Here is a 20,899-nt window from a genome sequence, read left to right as displayed (position 1 = left end):
TCAGGATCAGTCGTACTTTGACGAATGTCTTTTTCCGTTTTCACCTCCTCTTTTACCTTTAAGGGCTTTTTTCCGTGTGCCACCCGATCTTCTTGAATCGCTTTTTCTAATTCATTTATATAGTTTTGAGTATCTTGTTCAATCGTTTTTCTCGTATATTTATGTTTATTGGCATTGGCTTTAAGATGAGTGGAGTCAGTAAAAAGAACGCGCCCTCCAACCATATCGTGATTGATGGCTTGAAGAACAATTTCATCGAAAATATCTTGAAAAATCGTTGTATCTTTAAAACGGGTACGGCGATTCCAGCTAATGGTCGAGTGATGGGGAACGGGGTCATTGATGTTTAAACCTAAAAACCATCTATACGCCATGTTATAGTAGATTTCTTTTTCAAGTTGTCTTTCAGAACGGATACCATACAGGTATCCGATGAACATCATTTTGAACAAAATGAGTGGATCGAGAGAAGGACGACCTTTATTCTCACTATAATATGGTTTTACTTTGTCTATGATAAATGAAAAATCAATGTATTGATCAATTTTACGAAGCAGGTGATCCTCTTCGACCAGTTGATCTAGTAATACAAATTCGGCTTCGTGCTGAGAAGAATTTCTAGTGTGGAACATGAGAAAAACACCTTCCTTTAGTATGCTTTTCTCTATTATAAAATGGGGTAGTGGAAAATTTAAGGGGGAAAATAAAGCTGTCGAGATTTTCTCGACAGCCTGAGCCCCTTTTAAAGGGGCTTTTATCCTATTCATGCTTAAGTGGATCACCATCGAAAGTTTCGTCCGCAACTTTAATTGAGTCAGTTGGGCAACCTTCAAATGCATCAAGCATATCTTCTTCAAGTACTTCTGGAACTTCTACAGTCCCCTGATTGTCATCAAGCGTGACAAATGCAATGCCTTCATCATCATAATCATAAATGTCTGGAGCAGCTGCACCGCATGCGCCGCAAGCAATACATGTGTCTTTGTCTACAATTGTATATTTTGCCATGTTAAAAAAATACCTCCCAGATTGTTCGATGGAACAAATGGTTTAACCTTTTTAGTTTCACCGATAAAAAACCAATTTCCTCAAACCTTATTGTAATGATTTTAAATTCACATTTCAACTGTAAAGTGATTGAGAATGCTTATCACATAAGGGTTTGTTCATAACTTTCCCCCATTAATTGAGTTTAAACATTTCTTCTTCAATGAAATCTGTTAAAATAAAGGGAGAAAATATTCGAATTTTGTCAGGAAGACAGGTGCTTTGGTCAATGACGATTCATTACTTGGATGTCATGTTGATGGACAGCGTACATAAATTGAACGGCGAACGCTCCATTAGTGCTGTCTACCATCTCTTTAAAGGAAAAAAATCATCTCAAACGATACAGGATGCAAGTTTGTTTCAGCTCTCTAGCTACTTCGGCTGCTATCCAGCTTTTACGAGGGATCAGCTGAACCGCTCTGTAAAAAGGCTGCTAGAGCAACACTTAATCAGAAAGACAGAGGATACATTCATTGCCACAGATGAAGGAATAAGTATGCTAAGTCAGCGTTTTGCTGAAAAACCGATGCCAGTTTATTTTGATGGTGCCAAGTATCATGATAAAGCAAAAATATTATGGATGAGGCTGTCTTTACTTGTGCAGGTCCTTTCACATCATGCAGCGCGGTCACAACACTATGTGCCGATTCAAAGAGATATATCGGTTCAAAACTGGACGAAATCCTTCTTCTCGCAATATCATCAGAAGAAAAAGCTTTCTGAAGATATCCATCATGAGCTTGAAACACTTCTGGCTCATTTAACTGATCAAGAGGCACTGCTTTTTGTTTATTCATTGACTTCCAATGAAAGAATCGGACGGACGTACCAGCAAATGGCGGAATGGATGAAAGAAGATGTATGGTATGTTTACTTGCTTTTTTGGAATGTGCTCCATTATTTTATTCAATGTGCGAAAAAAGGTGAGGCACCGATCATTCAGCGAATGATAGATGATCTTCAATTCAAACGTGTGCTGACCACCTCTACTCATAAAACGCTTGAGCTTGTACAAAAAGGGTTCAGTATTGATCAAATTGCTCATATTCGTTCACTAAAAAAAGCGACAATTGAAGATCATATTGTGGAGCTCTCGATACATGAGCCGAGCTTCTCGATCGAACCATATGTCAGCAGTGAAGCTCAAAAGGCGATACATGAGGTAGCCGGTCAGCTCCAAACCAACAAGATGAAGCTGATCAAAGAAAGTCTCGAGCATTCATTTACTTATTTTCAAATACGATTGGCATTGACAAGGATGGTGAAAGCAAGTGGATAAGCTTCATCAGACGCTGATGCGATACTTTGGTTATGATGCCTTCAAAACAGGTCAGGAGGACATTATTCGAAGTGTACTTCAACAAAAAGATACGGTTGCCATGCTTCCTACTGGTGGCGGGAAGTCACTTTGTTATCAAATTCCGGGCTATTTGACAGACGGGTTAGTGCTGATCATTTCACCTCTTTTATCACTCATGGAAGATCAAGTGGAACGCATGAAAATGCGCGGTGAAAAGCGAGTGGCTGCGCTTAACAGTACACTGTCTTTTCAAGAAAGAAGACATATTATTCGGTATTTGCCATCATATAAATTTTTATTTGTCGCACCTGAGGCGCTTATGTCAGAGGTATTGTTAGAGCAGCTCAAAGCGATGCATGTGGGTCTATTCGTTGTAGATGAAGCTCACTGTATATCGGAATGGGGACATGATTTCCGCCCGGAATACTCCAAGCTTGGGGAATGGAGGGAAGCGCTCGGCAATCCTGTCGCCTTAGCACTAACGGCAACTGCAACGAAACAAACCTTAAAAGATACTGTGCAAACGTTGCGGCTAGAGCATCCAGATGTTCATATTCATTCAGTCAACCGGCCGAATATTGCACTATTAAAAGAGGCACATGAAACGAAAGAAGCAAAAGAGAAACGAGCACTGGAGCTTGTGGAAACCCTTCAAGGGCCTGGGCTGATTTATTGTCCGACCCGGCAAATGACAGAAGATATTTCACGTTTGGTGAAACAAAAAACGCATCAACGTGTAGAGTTTTATCATGGTGGAATGGAGTCAGGAGACCGCATGCTGATCCAGCAGCAATTTATCAGTGGTCAAATTGATCTCATTTGCTGTACAAGTGCTTTTGGAATGGGAATTGATAAAGCAAATATACGCTTTGTGATTCATATGAGTCCGCCTCAGTCAATTGAAGCATTTATGCAGGAAATTGGAAGAGCTGGACGGGACGGGAAAAATAGTGTGAGCGTTCTTTTATATACAGAAGAGGATGCGGATATTCAAAGTCATTTGATTCAAGCAGAAGGTTTTGATGATCCAGAAATTGATTTTTTCTTAGCCCGATTATCACATATGCCGATAAATGATGAAAAGAAATTACGTGAACAATTGATGGAAGCAGGGCTTCAGGAGACGCGTGCGCGAATGCTCTCGCATTATTACAAGATGTACCAAACTGAACAGCCCCGTTTGCTCATGAAGAAGCTGAAAGAAAAGCTGCAGGATAGACAAACAGAAAAGCTAAAAAAAGTGTGGCAGTTTAAAGAGCATATCACTGGCCATCGCTGCTTTAGGCAATCTCTGTTATCATACTTTGATGAGCAGCTTGATCTAACGGAGGACGCTTCCTTTGGGAACTGCTGCTCTTCATGCGGACTTGACCTGTCTGATTATGAAAAAAAAGATCAACCATTGGAGCTGAATGAAATGAAACACTGGAAGACCGAGCTGGATCGTCTGTTTCACCTGACAAAAGAGGCGCAGCATTGATTGAACAACATCGCCGTATTATTGAAAAATTAACCGATCGACAAGTAGTAGAACAGTTGTATTTCACACAGCTGCTCATGCTGATTGTCTCTTTTTTACTAGGGATGTTTATGTTTGATCATTGGACTGATTTTACAGCCTTATGGCAGATCCGAGATATGCGTATCCTGACTTACGGAATTGGCGGCGCTTTGCTTGTGATTATTGTCGACGCTATTGTCATGAAGGTGTTTCCGGCTCATATGTATGATGATGGCGGATTAAATGAAAAAATGTTCAAAAACCGCAGCATCCTGCATATTGTTTGGTTAACGCTGCTCATTGCCTTTTCAGAAGAAATTTTATTTCGCGGGATCGTTCAGCAGCAATTTGGACTGGAGATTGCAAGCATTGTGTTTGCACTTCTTCACTTTCGCTATTTGTCAAAAATACTCTTGTTTATCCTTGTGGTTTCTATTAGTATTTTTTTAGGACTTTTATACGAGTGGACAGGGAATTTATTCGTTCCTGTCATGACACACTTTGTCATTGACCTAGTCTTTGCATGCCAAATTCGTTTTAAATATTGGGGGAGGGATGAACATGGAAGAAATGTCGAGAATGAAGAGAAAAAAGCAGCAGCTGACAAACATCCATGATGATGATGTAGAGGAAAATCTTGAAGAAGAAAAAGTGCATCCTTCAGATGACTCTCACTTTCCTACACGAGAAGATTTTCATGAATATAAAAAGCAGCGAACCAAAAAGGTGCGTAATCCATTGTTTACGACACTGGCTATTATCTTTCCTATTATTGTCGTCACGGTTTTCTTCCTGTTGATTTATTACACATCAAAGGAAATTAACGATAACAACAATCAAGGTGTTTATATTGATAAAACATCGAGTGCTGACACAGATCCAATCCCGTCAGCACTTGTTGACACAAAAAATGATTCAAGCGCTGACAAAGCGGATGCGTCTGATGATGAGAAGAAAAAGAAAGATGCTGATAAAGAAAAGCAGCGTTCAAAAGAAAAAGCAGAGCAAAAGAAAAAAGAACAAGCCGCTAAAGAGAAGGCTGAGCGTGAAAAGGCCGAAGCTGCAAAAAAGCGTGAGCAGCAACAGCTCGCTCTTCAAAAACAGCAGGAAGAGAAAAAGCGAAAAGAAGCAGAAGAGAAGAAGAAGCAGGAAGAAAAGCCTGTTCGTGTCGTGCAGCATACTGTTGGACCGGAGGAAAACTTGTATCGAATTTCCATGAAGTATTATCAAAACCGATCAGGGGAAGAGAAAATTCGAGCTTACAATCATTTAAAAGGAAATAGCGTGTACAGCGGACAAGTATTGAATATCCCATTAGAAAATTAATATTTGACATGAATGAATCGAAAAGCACATACATATGTAGAAAAAAGGGACAAGGGTGTATGTGATGACATTGCACGCAATCAGCCGCTATATGGATCAGCCGACACAGAAAATGATTGAAACATTGATCAAAAGGAAGCGCAAATACGAGGGATTTGCAAAACAATGCAAAAGGTGGCAATGGACAGCCCTTTTATCACTTGCGATTCTTCTGTTTTATTTTGTGATAACAGCTAATAGCGGGGGCTCCCTGCAGCCGGAAGCGATGATTGCCACATTGCTTGGCCATGAGGTGTTTCTGTTTTGGATCATGGCTGAAGTGTTTGCTTTTTACGCATCGTATTATTATAAGAAAAAAGAAGAAAAGGCTGAGGATGAATATCATAAGCTCAGATGTGAAATTATACAGAAAAGCACAGATTTATGGCCTCAATCAAATCAGTGGAAAGAGCGCGAGGCCGTTTTTCACTTCATGCAGACGCAATATGACATCAACCTCTATTATGAAAGTAAATAAATGAGCAAAAGACGTTTAAACAGTTGAAACGTCTTTTTTCATTCAAGCGTCCTATAAAAGAAAGCTGATACAAGGGAGTCATTCATAATGAAATATGCCATCGGATTTACTGCTGCCATAGCGGCTGTGACAACAGGTGTGTGTGTAACAGCGAAAATGGTGAAAACGGCAAAACAAAACAACATCAAAAAGCATTACTTTACAATAGAAGGACTTCAGTCAGATCGACCTGCAGTCATTTTCTTTATTTCTGATACCCATCGCCGTCTAATTAGTGATACTTTATTAGCGGAAGTAGAAGAGCAGCAGCCTGATGTCATTATGATCGGCGGGGACTTAGCTGAAAAGGGAGTCCCATATGCTAGAGTCGAAGAAAATGTGAAACGTTTAGCAAGGATTGCCCCGGTGTATTTTGTGTGGGGGAATAACGACCATGAGCTGCATCAGCAAAAACTCAAAGACATCCTCCATACCTATCAGGTGACGACATTGCAAAATGAGACGGCTGTGTGGAATTTTGAAGGACAGCCCATTAAAATAGGCGGAATTGATGATATCCGGCTTGAAAAAGCAGATTATGAAGCGATACGGCCGGAGTTTGTCAAAGAAGACGTGAATATCCTTTTATCACACAACCCAGATGTGCATCACTTGATGAGTGAAGAAGAGGGAATTGATCTCGTTTTGAGCGGTCATACCCATGGGGGTCAAATTCGCATTGGGAAATTTGGTCCGTATGAAAAAGGAAGAACAGGCCAAGTCAAAGGTGCTTTCTTTCTGATTAGTAATGGTTACGGAACAACAAAGATTCCGATGCGTCTTGGAGCAGAACCAGAAACCCATCTGATCTATTTAATGCCGCTAAAAACGCGCTAAGTTGATGCCCCATCAATATTTTCCATAAAAGTCACCGTAAGCATAGCTTCATGCTTGTCTTCCGTCTTGACACAGTGTAAACTGAATACAAAATTAAGAACCTATGACTCATCATCTCATATACTACAGTATGATGTGTGTTAGAAGAGGCAGGAGGGAACGTTATGCGGCTAGAGCGTCTGAATTATAATAAAATCAAAATTTTTCTCACACTAGATGATCTGACAGACCGAGGTCTTACGAAAGAAGACCTTTGGAAAGATTCGTTCAAAGTTCATCAGCTGTTTAAAGACATGATGAACGAAGCGAATCAGGAGCTCGGTTTTGAAGCGAATGGACCGATTGCTGTTGAAGTATTTTCTCTTCAGGCGCAGGGGATGGTCGTCATTGTGACAAAGAGTCAGCAGGAAGATGCTGATGATGAGTTTGATGAAGATTACATTGAGATGCAAGTCAAGCTCGACGAGAGCAAGCATGTGCTCTATCAATTTGCCTCGTTTGAAGATGTGATTCAACTGTCCCATAGTTTAAGTCGTATTGGACTTTTGGGGGGGACAGTTTACCATTATGAAGGTCAATATTTTCTCAGCCTAGATGATTTCGAAGAACTGTCTGCAGATACGGTCATTTCTATTTTAGCGGAGTTCGGTTCTCCGACGACATTAACCATTCACCGGTTAAAAGAATACGGAAAAGTGATCATGCAGGAAGATGCAGTGAAAACGATTCAACTGTATTTTTAATCACTTTTTTCTATTATATTTAATACTGTTGTGATGAAACAACAGTATTTTTTTATATCCATTTTTATATTTATAAACGCTGATATTTTATTTTGATAAAAAACGCTTTTTACCTTTGCTTTACCAGTACGAAGGTGTATACTATTGCTTGAAAGGGAGCAGTAGATCATGAAAGATTTCTAGGGGGTTTATTTTAATGGCAGCCGATCAAAACGCCGCTCATAACGCAGAAGATAAGCTAGATGTTTTAAAGTCAACTCAAACCGTCATACATAAAGCGCTTGATAAATTGGGCTATCCGCAAGAAGTGTATGAATTGCTGAAGGAGCCAATTCGCCTATTAACGGTCAAAATTCCAGTACGTATGGATGATGGATCGGTGAAAATTTTCACTGGTTATCGTGCGCAGCATAATGATGCTGTCGGTCCAACAAAAGGCGGAATTCGATTCCACCCGAACGTTACTGAAAAAGAAGTAAAAGCGCTTTCAATTTGGATGAGTTTAAAATGTGGTATTGTGGATCTTCCTTATGGCGGAGGAAAAGGCGGTATTATCTGTGATCCAAGAGAAATGTCATTTAGGGAGCTTGAAAAACTAAGCCGCGGATATGTTCGCGCAATTAGTCAAATCGTTGGACCAACAAAAGATGTTCCAGCGCCAGATGTGTTTACAAACTCTCAAATCATGGCATGGATGATGGATGAGTATTCTAGAATTGATGAATTTAACTCGCCAGGATTTATTACAGGAAAACCAATTGTTCTTGGAGGCTCACATGGACGTGATACTGCAACGGCAAAAGGTGTAACGATCTGTATCAAAGAAGCGGCGAAGAAAAAAGGAATTGACATCAATGGGGCTCGTGTTGTCGTTCAGGGATTCGGAAATGCAGGAAGTTACTTGGCTAAATTTATGTATGATGCCGGAGCGAAAATCGTAGGAATTTCAGATGCTTACGGCGGTTTGTATGATGAAGATGGTCTCGATATTGACTACTTGCTTGACCGACGTGACAGCTTTGGAACCGTCACTAAATTATTTAATGATACAATTACAAACCAAGAGCTGCTTGAGCTAGATTGTGATATCTTAGTACCTGCAGCCATTGAAAATCAAATTACAGAAGATAATGCGGCGAACATTAAAGCCAAAATTGTCGTAGAAGCAGCAAATGGACCAACGACATTGGAAGGGACAAAAATTCTTTCAGATCGTGGTGTACTGCTTGTTCCAGACGTACTTGCAAGTGCGGGTGGAGTGACTGTTTCTTACTTTGAATGGGTTCAGAATAACCAAGGGTTCTACTGGACAGAAGAAGAAGTAGAAACTCGTTTAGAAGATATGATGGTGAAATCATTTAATAATATTTATGAAATGGCGCAAAACCGCCGTATTGATATGCGACTAGCAGCATATATGGTCGGTGTACGTAAAATGGCTGAAGCTTCTCGATTCAGAGGCTGGATTTAAGCGACTTATTTGCATCGCGCCTTAAAATCTCCTATCCTTAAATAGGAGATTTTTTTATGGAATCATGCAAAGAATCAAACAGCCCAGCAATTGTTATTGCAGTGAAACGACAGGAGTGGAACAAATGAAACAAGAAAAAGCGATCATAATAGGAGGCGGCCCCTGCGGTCTATCAGCTGCCATTGCATTCAAGCAAATTGGGATTGATGCACTTGTGATTGAAAAGGGCAATGTGGTCAACAGTATTTATCATTACCCTACACACCAAACCTTCTTCAGTACAAGTGAAAAGCTTGAGATCGGTGACGTCGCTTTTATCACTGAAAATCGGAAACCCGTTCGTATTCAGGCGCTTTCCTATTACCGAGAGGTGGTCAGACGAAAAAGCCTTCGTGTGAATGCTTTTGAAAAGGTAAACGCTGTGACGAAAAAAGATGGCCGTTTTACGGTAAATACATCAAAAGACGACTATACATGTGACTATGTTGTGATTGCGACTGGCTACTATGATCATCCTAACTATATGAATGTAAAAGGGGAAGACCTTCCTCATGTGTATCATTATTTTAAAGAAGGACACCCCTACTTTGATAAAGATGTGACGGTGATCGGCGGGAAGAACTCTAGTGTTGATGCTGCCCTGGAACTTGTGAAATGCGGAAGCAGGGTGACGGTTTTATATAGAGGAACTGAATATTCATCCAGCATCAAACCTTGGATTTTACCAGAGTTTGAAGCGCTTGTTCGAAATGGCACCATTCGAATGGAGTTCGGTGCAGAGGTGAAGGAAATCACAGAACAGGATATTGTCTTTACAAACCAGCAGGGCCAAACGGATCGAGTGAAAAGTGATTATGTGTTTGCGATGACAGGTTATCATCCTGATCATTCATTTTTAGAAAAAATGGGTGTAACAATCGATCCAGAATCAGGCCGCCCAGCATTTGATGAACAAACAATGGAAACAAATGTAGAAGGTATTTTCATTGCAGGGGTCATTGCAGCTGGTAACAACGCCAATGAAATTTTCATTGAAAATGGAAGATTTCATGGTGGGTTAATTGCAGAAGAAATCAACAAAAGAATCAACGGGTAAAAAAAGAACTGGGTCCTTCTAAGGGATTCAGTTCTTTTTTATGTAAATTGGGATTATATAGAAGATTATTTTTGGGAAAATGGGCTCGAGTCATATAAAAAAGGGGTGATTCGTGGTACGATAATAAAGGATAATGTAGGGAAAGAGGTCTGATTATGATCGCAATCATTTCAGCAGGTTTAGCTCCCGGCATCGCACTTTTAAGTTATTTTTATTTGAAAGATCAATACGACAATGAGCCGGTTCATATGGTCATCAGATCTTTTATGCTAGGTGTCATACTTGTGTTTCCAACCATGTTTATTCAGTATGTCCTCCAAGAGGAAAATATCGCTACGAATCCTATCGTGATTTCATTTGTGACATCGGGATTTTTAGAAGAATCATTAAAGTGGTTTATTTTAATGGTCAGTGTCTATGCGCACGTACAGTTTGATGAACACTATGACGGGATTGTCTATGGAACAAGTGTCTCGCTTGGATTTGCGACACTTGAAAATATTCTGTACTTAGTGGGTCATGGGGTAGAGTACGCGTTTACACGTGCCTTGCTGCCTGTATCAAGCCACGCTTTATTTGGTGTGGTGATGGGATTTTATATAGGTAAAGCTCGCTTCTCTGATAAAAAAGAGCAGCGAAAATGGCTGATTCTCTCTTTAATACTTCCTATTCTTTTTCATGGCTTATATGATTTCATTCTTCTTGGCATGAAAAATTGGGGATATATTATGTTGCCGTTCATGATTTTTTTATGGTGGTTTGGTCTGCGGAAAGCCAAAAAAGCCCGTGCGGTGAAGATGGTACAAATTTAAATTGGAAAACGTCCTATACGTCTTTAGGGCGTTTTTTGTCTTTTCCATCCAATTCCCTCCTGTGATGAATGTATAAAAATAGGGATCGGAAGAAACATATATTCAAACATCAAAAGTACAGGAGGATCAAATATGGACAAAGCTCGTTTTATGAAACAAATCGTCCTTATCTTCTCAATTGTTCTGCTCGCGTCTTCATTGATGACAGCTGAAAAAAGTGAAGCTTTCACGAATCAAGTGATTCAGCGAGGAGCTACAGGAGAAGATGTCGTCGAGCTCCAGGCAAGGCTCCAATACAATGGTTTTTACAATGGAAAAATAGACGGGGTGTATGGCTGGGGAACTTACTGGGCCGTGCGCAATTTTCAAAGCCAGTTTGGTGTAAAGAAAGTCGATGGACTCGTAGGGGAAAAAACAAAAAGCCTATTAGTTCAAAAGACGAAATACTATAAAGAGTTTGTGCAACAGCAGCTGCAAAAAGGGAATCAGTTTACGCATTATGGCGGGAAACCTCTTGATCAGCAAACAAAGGCTCCTGCGCAAAGAAACACGCAAAAAAAGACAGCACAAGGTGCAAAAGAGAATCAAAAAAGTCAAAGCGGAGGAAACAGCTCGTCTGGAAAGCAGTCAGGAAATGGTCAAGCAAATCAAACGCCGAAACAAACAGCAGCCAACATGCCAGGTGGTTTTTCAAGCAATGACATTCAGCTTCTTTCACAAGCTGTTTATAGTGAAGCGAGAGGTGAACCTTATGAAGGACAGGTAGCGATCGCAGCCGTCATCTTAAACCGTTTAAACAACCCGACCTTTCCAAACACGATTGCTGGTGTCATTTTTGAACCGCTTGCGTTTACTGCTGTAGCAGATGGACAATTTTATATGGCGCCAAATGAAACCGCTAAAAAGGCAGTATTTGATGCTATTAATGGCTGGGACCCATCTGAAAGCGCCGTTTATTACTTTAATCCTGATACAGCAACAAGCCCATGGATTTGGGGAAGACCACAAATTAAACGAATCGGGAAACATATTTTCTGTGAATAGAAAGAGGTGTAAATAAATGATCAGAGGAATATTGATTGCTATTTTAGGAATTGCTGTCATCTCAACAGGATACTGGGGCTATAAAGAGCATCAAGAAAAAGATGCAGTACTGCTTCATGCAGAGAACAACTATCAAAGAGCCTTCCATGATTTAACGTATCAAGTCGATCAGCTGCACGATAAACTTGGCGCAACACTTGCGATGAATAGCCAAACATCTATATCTCCAGCACTGGCAGATGTATGGAGAATGTCATCAGAAGCGCATAACAATGTCAGTCAGCTCCCGCTCACATTGATGCCTTTTAACAAAACAGAAGAGTTTCTAGCGAATGTCGGTGACTTTAGCTACAAATCGTCACTTAAATCTTTATCAGATGAACCATTAAACAAAGATACACACAAAACCATTACCACTTTATATGATCAAGCGGCAGATATTCAAAACGAACTTAGACAAGTGCAGCATCTCGTACTCAACAAAAATTTAAAATGGATGGATGTTGAAATGGCACTGGCTGATGGAGATCGAAAAAACGACAACACCATCATTGACGGATTAAAAACCGTTGAGAGAAATGCTGATGCGTTTGCAGATGTTGATCTTGGCCCTACAAATGTGTCAACTGAATCAGAAACGCAAGGCTACAATCACTTAAAAGGGCAAAAGATTTCAAAAAAAGAAGCGATCCGTATCGCCCAGCAATTTGCGCCTGACCATAACAAAGATTTCAAGGTGAGAAAAAGTGGGAGTAAAACGAACCGTGATGTCTACAGCCTGTCAATGTCTGACCCAGACAACCGGGCAAACTTTTATTTAGACTTGACTGAAAAAGGCGGCCATCCTGTCTATCTTCTTCAGAACCGTGAAGTGAAAAAACAAAAAATCAGTTTAAATGATGCCTCAGAAAAAGCACTAAGTTTCTTAAAGAAGCATGGTTTCGATACCGAATCATTTCATTTAGATGAGAGTGCGCAATTTGATAATATCGGCGTATTTACCTATGTACCTTTACAGAATAACGTATTGCTTTATCCAGATAGTATTCGAATGAAAGTCGCTTTAGATGATGGTGAGGTTGTGGGATTCTCAGCGAAAGACTATTTAATGAATCACAGAAAACGTGACATAAAAGCACCAAAGATTTCTCGAAAAGAAGCTGAAAAGACCTTAAATAAACATGTGAAGATCGAGGATACACATGTAGCTCTTGTTCAAAATGATATGTCAGAGGAAGTTCTCTGCTATGAGTTTTTAGGAACCATTAAAAACGACACATACCGAATGTTCATTAATGCAGATACTGGAAAAGAAGAAAGAGTAGATAAACTAAAAAATGCAGAACCTATATATAAAGACCTATAGAAAAGGAAGCGAGGAAAAGGCGAATAAGCCTTTTCCTTTTGTTTTATACATGGTTTAATATAAGAGAGGATACGATTTCACAGATGAAAAGAGTGATGAGGAATGTTACAAATAGGGGATGCAATCACAATTGAGTATGTCAATGAGAACAAAGAAGTGAAAACTGCAAAATCGAAAGTTTTGGAAAATAATAACGATGATATTTGCATTAATTATCCAGCTGATAAAGAAACGGGGCGTACGATCTATTTAAATCAAGAAACAGAAATCACCGTCTTCTTTTTCGATGAAAATCAAATTCCATACAAATGTACAAGCAAAGTCATTGGGAAAAGAAAAGAAGATATCCCGATGATTGTCGTTTCGATTCCGCCAAAAGAAGAAATGATTCGGCTTCAGCGAAGAGAATATCTTCGAGTGGATACGATGGTGAAAGCGTCCATTACGCAAAATGGTGAAGAAACCTTCGACACATTTATTGTCAATATGAGTGCTGGCGGTGTAGCAATTGCTGTTCCAGAAGGTGTCTCACTAAAAGAATATGGCGAGGTCGTCACAGAGTTTGAACTTTCACTTAAAGAACCAGTGAAAATTAAAGCGATTGCAGAAATGAATCGTGTTTATCAAGATGAACAGACGGGGAAAACAAGAGCGATCATGGAATTTACTGAAATCACAAACGACCACCAGCAACACATCATGAAGTATTGCTTCCAGCAGCAGCTTCTAACACGTGTGAAAAAAGTATAAGAATAAAGGTTGTCAAAAGCTTCCATACTAGAGAGAAAGAATCTAGCGTTGGAGGCTTTTTGTATGAAAACAATGGAAAGATGGCTATTCAAAGCAGTGCTCATTCAGCTCATTCTGCTTTTAGCGGTTCAGGTCACCCTTCACTTGACGAAAGGAGAACTATTTTTGTCAAAAGTCGTACAATACGAGGGTGTGAATAACATGAGCATTGAAGATTGGATTGAGACATTTAAGCAAAAGGATTGATAGAAAATTCCCCCGTTTGAGCGGTGATCGTGTTACAATTCATAAGGGAGATTCAATCAAGGAGAGGTATTATGAAAAAGAAATTATCTATCGCAATTGACGGTCCTGCTGCAGCAGGAAAAAGCACTGTGGCAAAAATTGTCGCAGCGAAAAAATCATATATTTATATCGATACAGGTGCGATGTACCGCGCAATTACACTTGCAGCACTCAATCAAGGCGTAGACCTTGAAGACGAACAGGCACTTGATGCGTTATTGAAAAACACAGTCATTGAACTTGTGTCAACTGACGAAGGTCAAAAAGTACATTTAGACACGATCGATGTCACAGAAGACATCAGAACAGACCGCGTAAGCAATCAAGTCTCTGTTGTTGCAAAGCATAGAGCTGTCCGGGAAGAAATGGTCCGCAGGCAGCAAGAGCTGGGGAACCGAGGCGGTGTCGTCATGGATGGAAGAGACATTGGCACGCATGTTCTTCCAGATGCAGAAGTGAAAATTTTCTTGCTTGCGTCAGTAGAGGAAAGAGCAAAACGTCGTTTTGAAGAAAATCAGAAAAAAGGCTATGATGTCAATTACGATCAGCTGATCGAAGAGATTGCAAGACGTGACAAGCTTGATTCTGAGCGGGAGGTATCACCGCTGAAGAAAGCAGATGATGCCATTGAAATTGACACGACTTCCCTTTCTATTCAAGAGGTTGCAGGTAAAATTTTAGATGCAGCAGAGCGTGTAGAAAAACAGTAAGAAATTTTAGAAAACTTTTATAAGTTAGAGGTTTATCTCTTGACAAACAAGGTCTTTTATTAGAAGTTTATACTAATACTATTTTTATTGATCATTCAAGCAATTCTGTTGATTTGAATGTTTCTATAATACATATTCGGCTGGCAATCATCATGCTAAGGACACATATTCACCCAGTCGTTTTAACTAAGCTGTGTAGGTTTGGACCAAGGAGGTTATCGAAATGACAGAGGAAATGAATCAAATCGATGTTCAGGTACCAGAGGTTGGAGATGTAGTGAAAGGGATTGTTTCTAAAGTTGAGGACAAGCATGTCAATGTAGATATCGTCAATGTGAAACAACCTGGGATCATCCCAATCAGTGAATTATCAAGTCTTCACGTTGAAAAAGCATCAGATGTCGTGAAAGATGGCGACGAGTTAGAGCTTAAAGTAACAAAAGTCGAAGACGATGCTTTGATTTTATCGAAACGTGCTGTTGATGCAGACCGCGCTTGGGAAGACCTAGAGAAAAAGTTTGAAACAAAAGAAGTATTTGAAGCAGAAGTAAAAGACGTTGTCAAAGGTGGTCTAGTGGTCGACATTGGTGTTCGCGGATTTATTCCTGCGTCTCTTGTTGAGGCACACTATGTAGAAGACTTCACTGACTACAAAGGAAAAACACTCTCGCTTGTTGTGGTAGAGCTTGACCGCGAAAAAAACCGCGTGATTCTATCGCATCGTGCAGTCGTTGAGCAAGAACAATTAGACAAGAAGCAAGACTTCCTGCAAAAGCTTGCAGTAGGCAGTGTGATTGATGGAAAAGTGCAGCGCCTGACTGACTTTGGTGCATTTGTTGACATTGGCGGCATTGATGGATTAGTTCACATTTCTCAACTATCCCATGCGCATGTCGAAAAGCCATCTGACGTTGTTGAAGAAGGACAGGAAGTGAAAGTCAAAGTTCTTGCTGTTGACCGCGATAACGAACGTATCTCACTATCTATTAAAGAAACATTACCAGGACCTTGGAGCCAAATTGGTGAAAAGGTAAAACAAGGTGATGTTCTTGAAGGAACCGTTCAACGCCTTGTGAGCTTTGGAGCATTTGTTGAAATTCTGCCAGGTGTAGAAGGACTTGTGCATATTTCCCAAATTTCACACAAACATATCGGTACTCCTCAAGAAGTCCTTGAAGAAGGGCAGACTGTGAAAGTGAAAGTGCTTGATGTCAATGAAGATGAAGAGCGCATTTCACTTAGCATTCGTGAATTAGAAGAGAATCCTGAAAAACAAATCGAAGAGGATTACCGTCAATATCAGGCGAAAGAAGAAAATACAAGCGGATTCCAGCTTGGTGACCTGATTGGTGATAAACTCAATAAACTAAAATAATTTGGTGATCAAAATTGACGCGAGCAGAAAGAAAGAAACAGCATATTGAGCATGCTTTGTCGACTGGCCAGCATGCAGCAACAGGTTTACAAGATGTTTCCTTCGTTCACGCCAGTTTACCAGATCTTGCGACATCACAAATTGATACACATACGACAATTGGCGGACTGACTTTCGGTTCGCCAATTTTTATCAATGCAATGACTGGTGGAGGCGGAGAATCGACCTATGAGATTAATCGCTCTTTATCTATCGCAGCGAAGGAAACCAATATTCCAGTAGCAGTCGGATCACAAATGGCTGCACTGAAAGATGCAGACGAACGTCGTACGTATGAAGTGGTTCGAAAGGTGAATCCAGATGGACTCGTTTTTGCCAATTTGGGCAGTGAGGCGACAATTCAGCAAGCGCGGGATGCCGTTGACATGCTGGGGGCAAACATGCTCCAAATTCACTTAAACGTGATTCAAGAGATTGTCATGCCTGAAGGAGATCGTGATTTCAGAGGTGCTGTTGAGCGGATCTCAGCCATTGCTGAATCAATTGAGGTGCCTGTTGTCGTCAAAGAAGTTGGATTTGGGATGAGTAAGGAAACAGCAAAGAAATTATTTGATGCTGGAGTTGCTGCTGTTGATGTAGGTGGATTTGGGGGAACGAATTTTTCTAAAATCGAGAACCTGCGCCGTCAAAAAGCACTTAGCTATTTTGACCAGTGGGGAATTCCAACTGCAGCGAGTCTGGCTGAAGTACATACAGCCTTTCCAGATCAAACCGTCCTAGCTTCTGGAGGCATTCAAGATGCACTTGATGTGACAAAATCAATTGCTCTTGGTGCGTCTGCCGTTGGATTAGCCGGTTTTTTCTTAAAATCCCTGACGAGTGGAGGAGAAAAGGGCCTCATCTCTGATATCATTGATCTACAAGATGATGTGAAGATGTTGATGACAGTACTTGGCATGAAAACAATTGAGGAGCTAAGGCAAGCTCCGATTGTGCTTACAGGGGAAACAAGTCATTGGCTGAAAGAAAGAGGCGTGGATACTACGTACTATAGTTTAAGAAATAAGAAGACAAAGGACTAAATGAAATTTAGCCCTTTGTCTTCTTTTCAGCGTGAAAGAAAACTTTTTTTGTCTATGAAAGACAGCTCCTTTTTGCGGAGCGAATTTGACATTCGTAAGCACCAATGCGCAGGACTGACACTGAATGCGAGGGTTTGTCTGCATGCTGAGACATGTGGTAATCACATGTCTTTTTTTTATTGATTTCTTTTGCGAGCGTCTTCCGGGCCTTCTAAAGTTGTTGCCCCTTTGTGATGAATGGATTGATCGCGATCAGATTCAACTCTTCTTGACGCCTTTAGGCGTTTTTCCTGTCTATCCTTACCCATCATACATCCCTCCTCAACTATTAGGGTGTCACCTCTTGTTTATTTCATGCAAATCCCGCACCTTCTCATACGTTTAAAAACTGGAGATTTTCCCATAATGTAATTGAGGTGATGAGGGTTGGAGGCATTGTACTATTATTGGTCAATATGGTTCGTTTGGATTATGGTGACATTTATCATGGAGAAAAGCACGTGGCGCAATGTGCTGGGCGTATGTGTTCTCATTCATATTATATGCAGTCATGTCATGGTTTCTATTTTAGACATTAGGATCAATGCAGGATTTTTGATGACCTTTTTATATGCTTGCGTGTCATTCGTGATCTTTCTGCCTGCTCATCGAATCATGCGAATCATGCAATTAGGTTCCATGGTCAGTGCGTATGCTTTTTTTATGATTTTTGCATTATATGATCCAGTTTGGTTCACGATAATAAAGGTGGACTGGGTTGTATTTGCCTTGCTGATCTTGATGTGTTTAACATATGGGCATCAGTTAACGGAACGGATCACTTTATGGATGATGGCTATATGTCTGGGGGAAGCCCTTTATGCGCTTACGATTCATCGCCTCACATCTTCCATTGTCATAGGAGATCTCTCGTTTCTTTCCATGGCTGTTCAAGGAGCTGTCTTTCTATTAGGTGTAGGTCAGCTTGAAAAACTCTTGAACACCCGTTCATCTAGAAAACCAGTAAAAGGGGCTGCAAAATCAACATGACGGATTACACGTTTCCTGTGATTATTGGTGTCATCTTTGGGATGGCGGCTAGGCTTTATATGCTAAGAACTGATTATCGGCAATATCCCACATATATTCATGGACAAGTGATTCACATTGCGCTAGGTTTTATCGCATCAGGGCTTGGTGCTATTATTATGCCTGCGCTGATCCAGGAAGAATTCACTGCCATTACCTTTCTGACGCTTGCAGCCACGCAATTTCGTGATGTGCGTAATATGGAAAGAAATACATTGACCCAAATGGATTCGTATGAGCTTGTCTCACGAGGCAGTACATATATCGAAGGCATTGCGATCGCCTTTGAAAGTCGAAATTATATTGCCATTCTTACTGCCCTTATTACAACGACCGCCTGTATTTTCTTTTCGCTCGTCGTTGGGACAGTGGTCGGTATTCTTTGTTTTTTCATGGCAAAACTATTAATGTCAGGGAGCCAATTAAAGGATATCGTGAATATTCAAAAAGGGGAACTTCGTTTTGACGGCGCAGGACTTTACGTAAATGATATTTACATTATGAATATCGGGCTGCCTGAAAAGCAAAAATTGATTTTAGAGCATGGAATGGGGTTCATCTTGACTCCGAAGAATTTTAACTCGGCCACAACCATCGCAAACCTTGGGCAGCGGCAAGCTATCTTATTTGATTTATCCAACGTGCTTGGTGTATACCGAGATTCTGGTGAACCATCGCTTTGTCCGCTCGCAAAACGTGATCTGAATAATGGCACACTTGGCGTATTCATTTTACCGCAATGGCAGCGTGAAGATTTGGCTGTCCGTGTATTAGAAGAGGTGCCTATTTTAGAAAATGCCATTAGAATGCCGACAGATTTCATTAAAAAGAAAGTGAGGTAATAGGGCATGGCGAACACCATTGAACAATTTATATTGGCTGTGGCGACAACAAATAAAGAGCGGGTCATTGGCGGAACAGCCGTTTTTTTCTGTGAAAATAAAGAAGAGCTCGACATGTATGCCATGAATTTAGAGGCCATTTTAGATGGAATTGCACACGGCATTGGAGAAGATCTTTACTTGATCGTCAAACATTTTTAAGTTATTCATTGTGGTCTGATTAAAAATTGATATAATATATAAGTTGAACCCTTCATGTTTGAAGGGTTTATTTCATAAAACTGAATGAAAATTATAAATCCCGGTTGAAACATGATGATGAACATATTGAATCGCGGCTGGATTGAAAGGAAGGGTACTATGGGTAAACCTGTCGTAGCCATTGTTGGAAGGCCCAACGTTGGAAAATCTACAATTTTTAATCGAATCGCAGGCGAAAGAATATCGATTGTAGAAGACACACCTGGTGTAACAAGAGATCGAATCTATAGCTCTGCTGAATGGTTAAATTATGACTTTAATTTAATAGATACTGGTGGAATTGATATTGGAGATGAGCCGTTTTTGGCGCAAATTCGCCATCAGGCTGAAATCGCAATGGATGAAGCGGATGTTATTATCTTTATGGTCAATGGAAGAGATGGCGTCACATCTGCGGATGAAGAAGTCGCAAAAATTTTATATCGCACGAAAAAACCTGTCGTACTTGCTGTCAATAAATTGGACAACCCTGAAATGAGAAGCGACGTGTATGACTTTTATGCACTTGGATTTGGCGAACCGTATCCGATTTCTGGAACGCACGGACTCGGTCTAGGTGATCTGCTTGATGCTGTCGCAGAGCATTTCAAAAACTTACCAGATACACAGTATGATGAAGAAGTGGTCCAGTTCTGCTTAATCGGCCGCCCAAATGTAGGGAAATCCTCTTTGGTGAATGCGATGCTCGGTGAAGAACGTGTCATTGTCAGCAACATCGCTGGTACAACAAGAGATGCTGTAGATACAATGTTTACGTACAACCAACGTGACTTTGTCATTGTCGACACAGCCGGTATGAGAAAAAAAGGGAAAGTATATGAAACAACAGAGAAATACAGTGTACTCCGTGCGTTGAAAGCCATTGATCGATCGGATGTTGTCGCTGTTGTTCTTGATGGTGAAGAAGGCATTATTGAACAGGATAAACGTATTGCCGGCTACGCACACGAAGCGGGTAAAGCCGTTGTGATCATTGTGAACAAGTGGGATGCTGTTGAAAAAGACGAGCGTACAATGAAGGAATTTGAGCAAAACATTCGCGAGCATTTTCAATTCCTTGATTATGCACCTGTCTTATTCATGTCTGCTCTTACGAAAAAGAGAATTCACACGTTAATGCCAACAATCATTACCGCTAGTGAAAATCATGCGATGCGCGTTCAAACTAACATTCTAAACGATATTATCATGGATGCCGTAGCAATGAACCCAACGCCGACCCATAACGGACAGCGTCTGAAAATTTACTATGCAACACAAGTGGCGATCAAACCGCCGTCCTTTGTTGTGTTTGTAAATGATCCAGAACTTATGCACTTTTCTTATGAGCGTTTCCTAGAAAACCGAATTCGAGATGCATTTGGTTTTGAAGGAACACCAATTAAAATATTTGCGAGAGCGAGAAAATAAAAAGGGTGAGCAGG

24 protein-coding genes are annotated in these 20,899 nt (G+C 40.5%); 21 read left to right on the top strand and 3 right to left on the bottom strand.

Translation table 11 applies throughout. The annotated features are described in order from the left end of the window. Together M2369_RS13925 and M2369_RS13920 are read right to left on the bottom strand one after the other, a co-directional pair. Window positions 1-632, bottom strand: a 632-nt coding sequence (locus M2369_RS13925) for a transposase (protein WP_259254610.1), incomplete at its 3' end; no start/stop codon positions are given. Window positions 633-759: 127 nt separating this feature from the next. Beyond that, on the bottom strand, window positions 760-1,008 hold the full coding sequence (locus tag M2369_RS13920; RefSeq protein WP_008344492.1) for a ferredoxin: 249 nt from the start codon (window positions 1,006-1,008) through the stop codon (window positions 760-762). Between the two features lie 268 nt (window positions 1,009-1,276). On the opposite strand from M2369_RS13920, the gene M2369_RS13915 reads away from it, so the two are divergent. The 17 genes from M2369_RS13915 (at window position 1,277) to fni (ending at window position 17,304) form a co-directional block, all read left to right on the top strand. Further along, window positions 1,277-2,329: a YpbB family protein gene (locus tag M2369_RS13915; RefSeq protein WP_144665725.1), complete on the top strand. Its 1,053-nt coding sequence runs from the start codon at window positions 1,277-1,279 to the stop codon at window positions 2,327-2,329. Continuing rightward, window positions 2,322-3,830, top strand: a complete 1,509-nt coding sequence (locus M2369_RS13910; protein ID WP_259254608.1) for a RecQ family ATP-dependent DNA helicase — start codon at window positions 2,322-2,324, stop codon at window positions 3,828-3,830. Before M2369_RS13915 ends, M2369_RS13910 begins: the two co-directional genes overlap by 8 nt. After that, entirely contained in the window at window positions 3,827-4,468 is a 642-nt protein-coding gene (locus tag M2369_RS13905) for a CPBP family intramembrane glutamic endopeptidase (protein WP_017359770.1), read from the top strand. The genes M2369_RS13910 and M2369_RS13905 overlap by 4 nt, the downstream gene beginning before the upstream one ends. Continuing rightward, the gene (locus M2369_RS13900; RefSeq protein WP_058336695.1) at window positions 4,413-5,177 is read left to right on the top strand and encodes a LysM peptidoglycan-binding domain-containing protein; all 765 of its coding nucleotides are present in this window, start codon (window positions 4,413-4,415) and stop codon (window positions 5,175-5,177) included. Before M2369_RS13905 ends, M2369_RS13900 begins: the two co-directional genes overlap by 56 nt. A 64-nt stretch (window positions 5,178-5,241) precedes the next feature. Further along, window positions 5,242-5,694 carry a DUF2663 family protein gene (locus M2369_RS13895; protein WP_007500988.1) on the top strand — a complete coding sequence of 151 codons (453 nt, stop codon included), beginning with the start codon at window positions 5,242-5,244 and terminating at the stop codon, window positions 5,692-5,694. 87 nt (window positions 5,695-5,781) lie between these two features. Continuing rightward, entirely contained in the window at window positions 5,782-6,570 is a 789-nt protein-coding gene (locus M2369_RS13890) for a metallophosphoesterase (protein ID WP_217967025.1), read from the top strand. A 164-nt stretch (window positions 6,571-6,734) separates the two neighbouring features. Continuing rightward, on the top strand, window positions 6,735-7,313 hold the full coding sequence (locus M2369_RS13885) for a genetic competence negative regulator (RefSeq protein ID WP_007500984.1): 579 nt from the start codon (window positions 6,735-6,737) through the stop codon (window positions 7,311-7,313). 196 nt (window positions 7,314-7,509) lie between these two features. Beyond that, a complete protein-coding gene (locus M2369_RS13880) occupies window positions 7,510-8,784 on the top strand; it encodes a Glu/Leu/Phe/Val family dehydrogenase (protein WP_007500982.1) in 1,275 nt (424 codons plus the stop codon). Window positions 8,785-8,908: 124 nt separating this feature from the next. Then, window positions 8,909-9,880: a YpdA family putative bacillithiol disulfide reductase gene (locus M2369_RS13875; RefSeq protein WP_024718498.1), complete on the top strand. Its 972-nt coding sequence runs from the start codon at window positions 8,909-8,911 to the stop codon at window positions 9,878-9,880. A gap of 155 nt (window positions 9,881-10,035) precedes the next feature. Continuing rightward, entirely contained in the window at window positions 10,036-10,692 is a 657-nt protein-coding gene (gene prsW, locus M2369_RS13870; protein WP_008344507.1) for a glutamic-type intramembrane protease PrsW, read from the top strand. 132 nt (window positions 10,693-10,824) lie between these two features. Continuing rightward, window positions 10,825-11,736 carry a spore cortex-lytic enzyme gene (gene sleB / locus M2369_RS13865; RefSeq protein ID WP_008344509.1) on the top strand — a complete coding sequence of 304 codons (912 nt, stop codon included), beginning with the start codon at window positions 10,825-10,827 and terminating at the stop codon, window positions 11,734-11,736. A gap of 16 nt (window positions 11,737-11,752) precedes the next feature. Beyond that, entirely contained in the window at window positions 11,753-13,102 is a 1,350-nt protein-coding gene (gene ypeB / locus M2369_RS13860; RefSeq protein WP_008344510.1) for a germination protein YpeB, read from the top strand. A 102-nt stretch (window positions 13,103-13,204) separates the two neighbouring features. After that, window positions 13,205-13,852 carry a flagellar brake protein gene (locus M2369_RS13855; protein WP_007500975.1) on the top strand — a complete coding sequence of 216 codons (648 nt, stop codon included), beginning with the start codon at window positions 13,205-13,207 and terminating at the stop codon, window positions 13,850-13,852. Between the two features lie 63 nt (window positions 13,853-13,915). After that, window positions 13,916-14,098: a YpfB family protein gene (locus M2369_RS13850; RefSeq protein ID WP_008344514.1), complete on the top strand. Its 183-nt coding sequence runs from the start codon at window positions 13,916-13,918 to the stop codon at window positions 14,096-14,098. A 71-nt stretch (window positions 14,099-14,169) separates the two neighbouring features. Further along, window positions 14,170-14,847, top strand: a complete 678-nt coding sequence (gene cmk / locus M2369_RS13845) for a (d)CMP kinase (RefSeq protein ID WP_017359766.1) — start codon at window positions 14,170-14,172, stop codon at window positions 14,845-14,847. 223 nt (window positions 14,848-15,070) lie between these two features. Beyond that, window positions 15,071-16,222, top strand: coding sequence for a 30S ribosomal protein S1 (rpsA, locus tag M2369_RS13840; protein WP_008344519.1), 1,152 nt, complete (start codon window positions 15,071-15,073; stop codon window positions 16,220-16,222). Window positions 16,223-16,236: 14 nt separating this feature from the next. Next, complete coding sequence (gene fni / locus M2369_RS13835; protein ID WP_041507014.1) at window positions 16,237-17,304, top strand: type 2 isopentenyl-diphosphate Delta-isomerase; 1,068 nt, start codon at window positions 16,237-16,239, stop codon at window positions 17,302-17,304. 176 nt (window positions 17,305-17,480) lie between these two features. On the opposite strand, the gene M2369_RS13830 is transcribed toward fni, so the two are convergent. Next, window positions 17,481-17,612 carry a YpzI family protein gene (locus tag M2369_RS13830; RefSeq protein WP_008344525.1) on the bottom strand — a complete coding sequence of 44 codons (132 nt, stop codon included), beginning with the start codon at window positions 17,610-17,612 and terminating at the stop codon, window positions 17,481-17,483. Between the two features lie 118 nt (window positions 17,613-17,730). On the opposite strand from M2369_RS13830, the gene M2369_RS13825 reads away from it, so the two are divergent. The 4 genes from M2369_RS13825 (at window position 17,731) to der (ending at window position 20,885) form a co-directional block, all read left to right on the top strand. Beyond that, complete coding sequence (locus M2369_RS13825; RefSeq protein ID WP_438824994.1) at window positions 17,731-18,333, top strand: YphA family membrane protein; 603 nt, start codon at window positions 17,731-17,733, stop codon at window positions 18,331-18,333. Continuing rightward, window positions 18,330-19,214 (top strand): YIEGIA family protein, encoded by an 885-nt coding sequence (locus M2369_RS13820; RefSeq protein ID WP_007500964.1) that lies wholly within the window; start codon window positions 18,330-18,332, stop codon window positions 19,212-19,214. Before M2369_RS13825 ends, M2369_RS13820 begins: the two co-directional genes overlap by 4 nt. A gap of 6 nt (window positions 19,215-19,220) precedes the next feature. Further along, a complete protein-coding gene (locus M2369_RS13815) occupies window positions 19,221-19,415 on the top strand; it encodes a capping complex subunit for YIEGIA (protein ID WP_008344527.1) in 195 nt (64 codons plus the stop codon). Window positions 19,416-19,574: 159 nt separating this feature from the next. Further along, window positions 19,575-20,885, top strand: a complete 1,311-nt coding sequence (gene der, locus M2369_RS13810) for a ribosome biogenesis GTPase Der (protein WP_008344528.1) — start codon at window positions 19,575-19,577, stop codon at window positions 20,883-20,885. The last annotated feature ends 14 nt before the right edge of the window (window positions 20,886-20,899 follow it).

Source organism: Bacillus sp. JUb11 (assembly GCF_024807925.1).
GTDB lineage: Bacteria > Bacillota > Bacilli > Bacillales > Bacillaceae > Bacillus > Bacillus altitudinis.
Note: the sequence above shows the minus strand (reverse complement) of the source record. Positions and strands in the feature narration are given on the sequence as shown.

What these genes read in the sequence shown, in the direction of transcription:
- M2369_RS13920 (WP_008344492.1), bottom strand. Translation starts at nt 1,008, where the DNA reads ATGGCAAAATATACAATTGTAGACAAAGACACATGTATTGCTTGCGGC.
- M2369_RS13915 (WP_144665725.1), top strand. Translation starts at nt 1,277, where the DNA reads ATGACGATTCATTACTTGGATGTCATGTTGATGGACAGCGTACATAAA.
- M2369_RS13900 (WP_058336695.1), top strand. Translation starts at nt 4,413, where the DNA reads ATGGAAGAAATGTCGAGAATGAAGAGAAAAAAGCAGCAGCTGACAAAC.
- M2369_RS13895 (WP_007500988.1), top strand. Translation starts at nt 5,242, where the DNA reads ATGACATTGCACGCAATCAGCCGCTATATGGATCAGCCGACACAGAAA.
- M2369_RS13890 (WP_217967025.1), top strand. Translation starts at nt 5,782, where the DNA reads ATGAAATATGCCATCGGATTTACTGCTGCCATAGCGGCTGTGACAACA.
- M2369_RS13885 (WP_007500984.1), top strand. Translation starts at nt 6,735, where the DNA reads ATGCGGCTAGAGCGTCTGAATTATAATAAAATCAAAATTTTTCTCACA.
- M2369_RS13880 (WP_007500982.1), top strand. Translation starts at nt 7,510, where the DNA reads ATGGCAGCCGATCAAAACGCCGCTCATAACGCAGAAGATAAGCTAGAT.
- M2369_RS13875 (WP_024718498.1), top strand. Translation starts at nt 8,909, where the DNA reads ATGAAACAAGAAAAAGCGATCATAATAGGAGGCGGCCCCTGCGGTCTA.
- prsW (WP_008344507.1), top strand. Translation starts at nt 10,036, where the DNA reads ATGATCGCAATCATTTCAGCAGGTTTAGCTCCCGGCATCGCACTTTTA.
- sleB (WP_008344509.1), top strand. Translation starts at nt 10,825, where the DNA reads ATGGACAAAGCTCGTTTTATGAAACAAATCGTCCTTATCTTCTCAATT.
- ypeB (WP_008344510.1), top strand. Translation starts at nt 11,753, where the DNA reads ATGATCAGAGGAATATTGATTGCTATTTTAGGAATTGCTGTCATCTCA.
- M2369_RS13855 (WP_007500975.1), top strand. Translation starts at nt 13,205, where the DNA reads ATGTTACAAATAGGGGATGCAATCACAATTGAGTATGTCAATGAGAAC.
- M2369_RS13850 (WP_008344514.1), top strand. Translation starts at nt 13,916, where the DNA reads ATGAAAACAATGGAAAGATGGCTATTCAAAGCAGTGCTCATTCAGCTC.
- cmk (WP_017359766.1), top strand. Translation starts at nt 14,170, where the DNA reads ATGAAAAAGAAATTATCTATCGCAATTGACGGTCCTGCTGCAGCAGGA.
- rpsA (WP_008344519.1), top strand. Translation starts at nt 15,071, where the DNA reads ATGACAGAGGAAATGAATCAAATCGATGTTCAGGTACCAGAGGTTGGA.
- M2369_RS13830 (WP_008344525.1), bottom strand. Translation starts at nt 17,612, where the DNA reads ATGGGTAAGGATAGACAGGAAAAACGCCTAAAGGCGTCAAGAAGAGTT.
- M2369_RS13820 (WP_007500964.1), top strand. Translation starts at nt 18,330, where the DNA reads ATGACGGATTACACGTTTCCTGTGATTATTGGTGTCATCTTTGGGATG.
- M2369_RS13815 (WP_008344527.1), top strand. Translation starts at nt 19,221, where the DNA reads ATGGCGAACACCATTGAACAATTTATATTGGCTGTGGCGACAACAAAT.
- der (WP_008344528.1), top strand. Translation starts at nt 19,575, where the DNA reads ATGGGTAAACCTGTCGTAGCCATTGTTGGAAGGCCCAACGTTGGAAAA.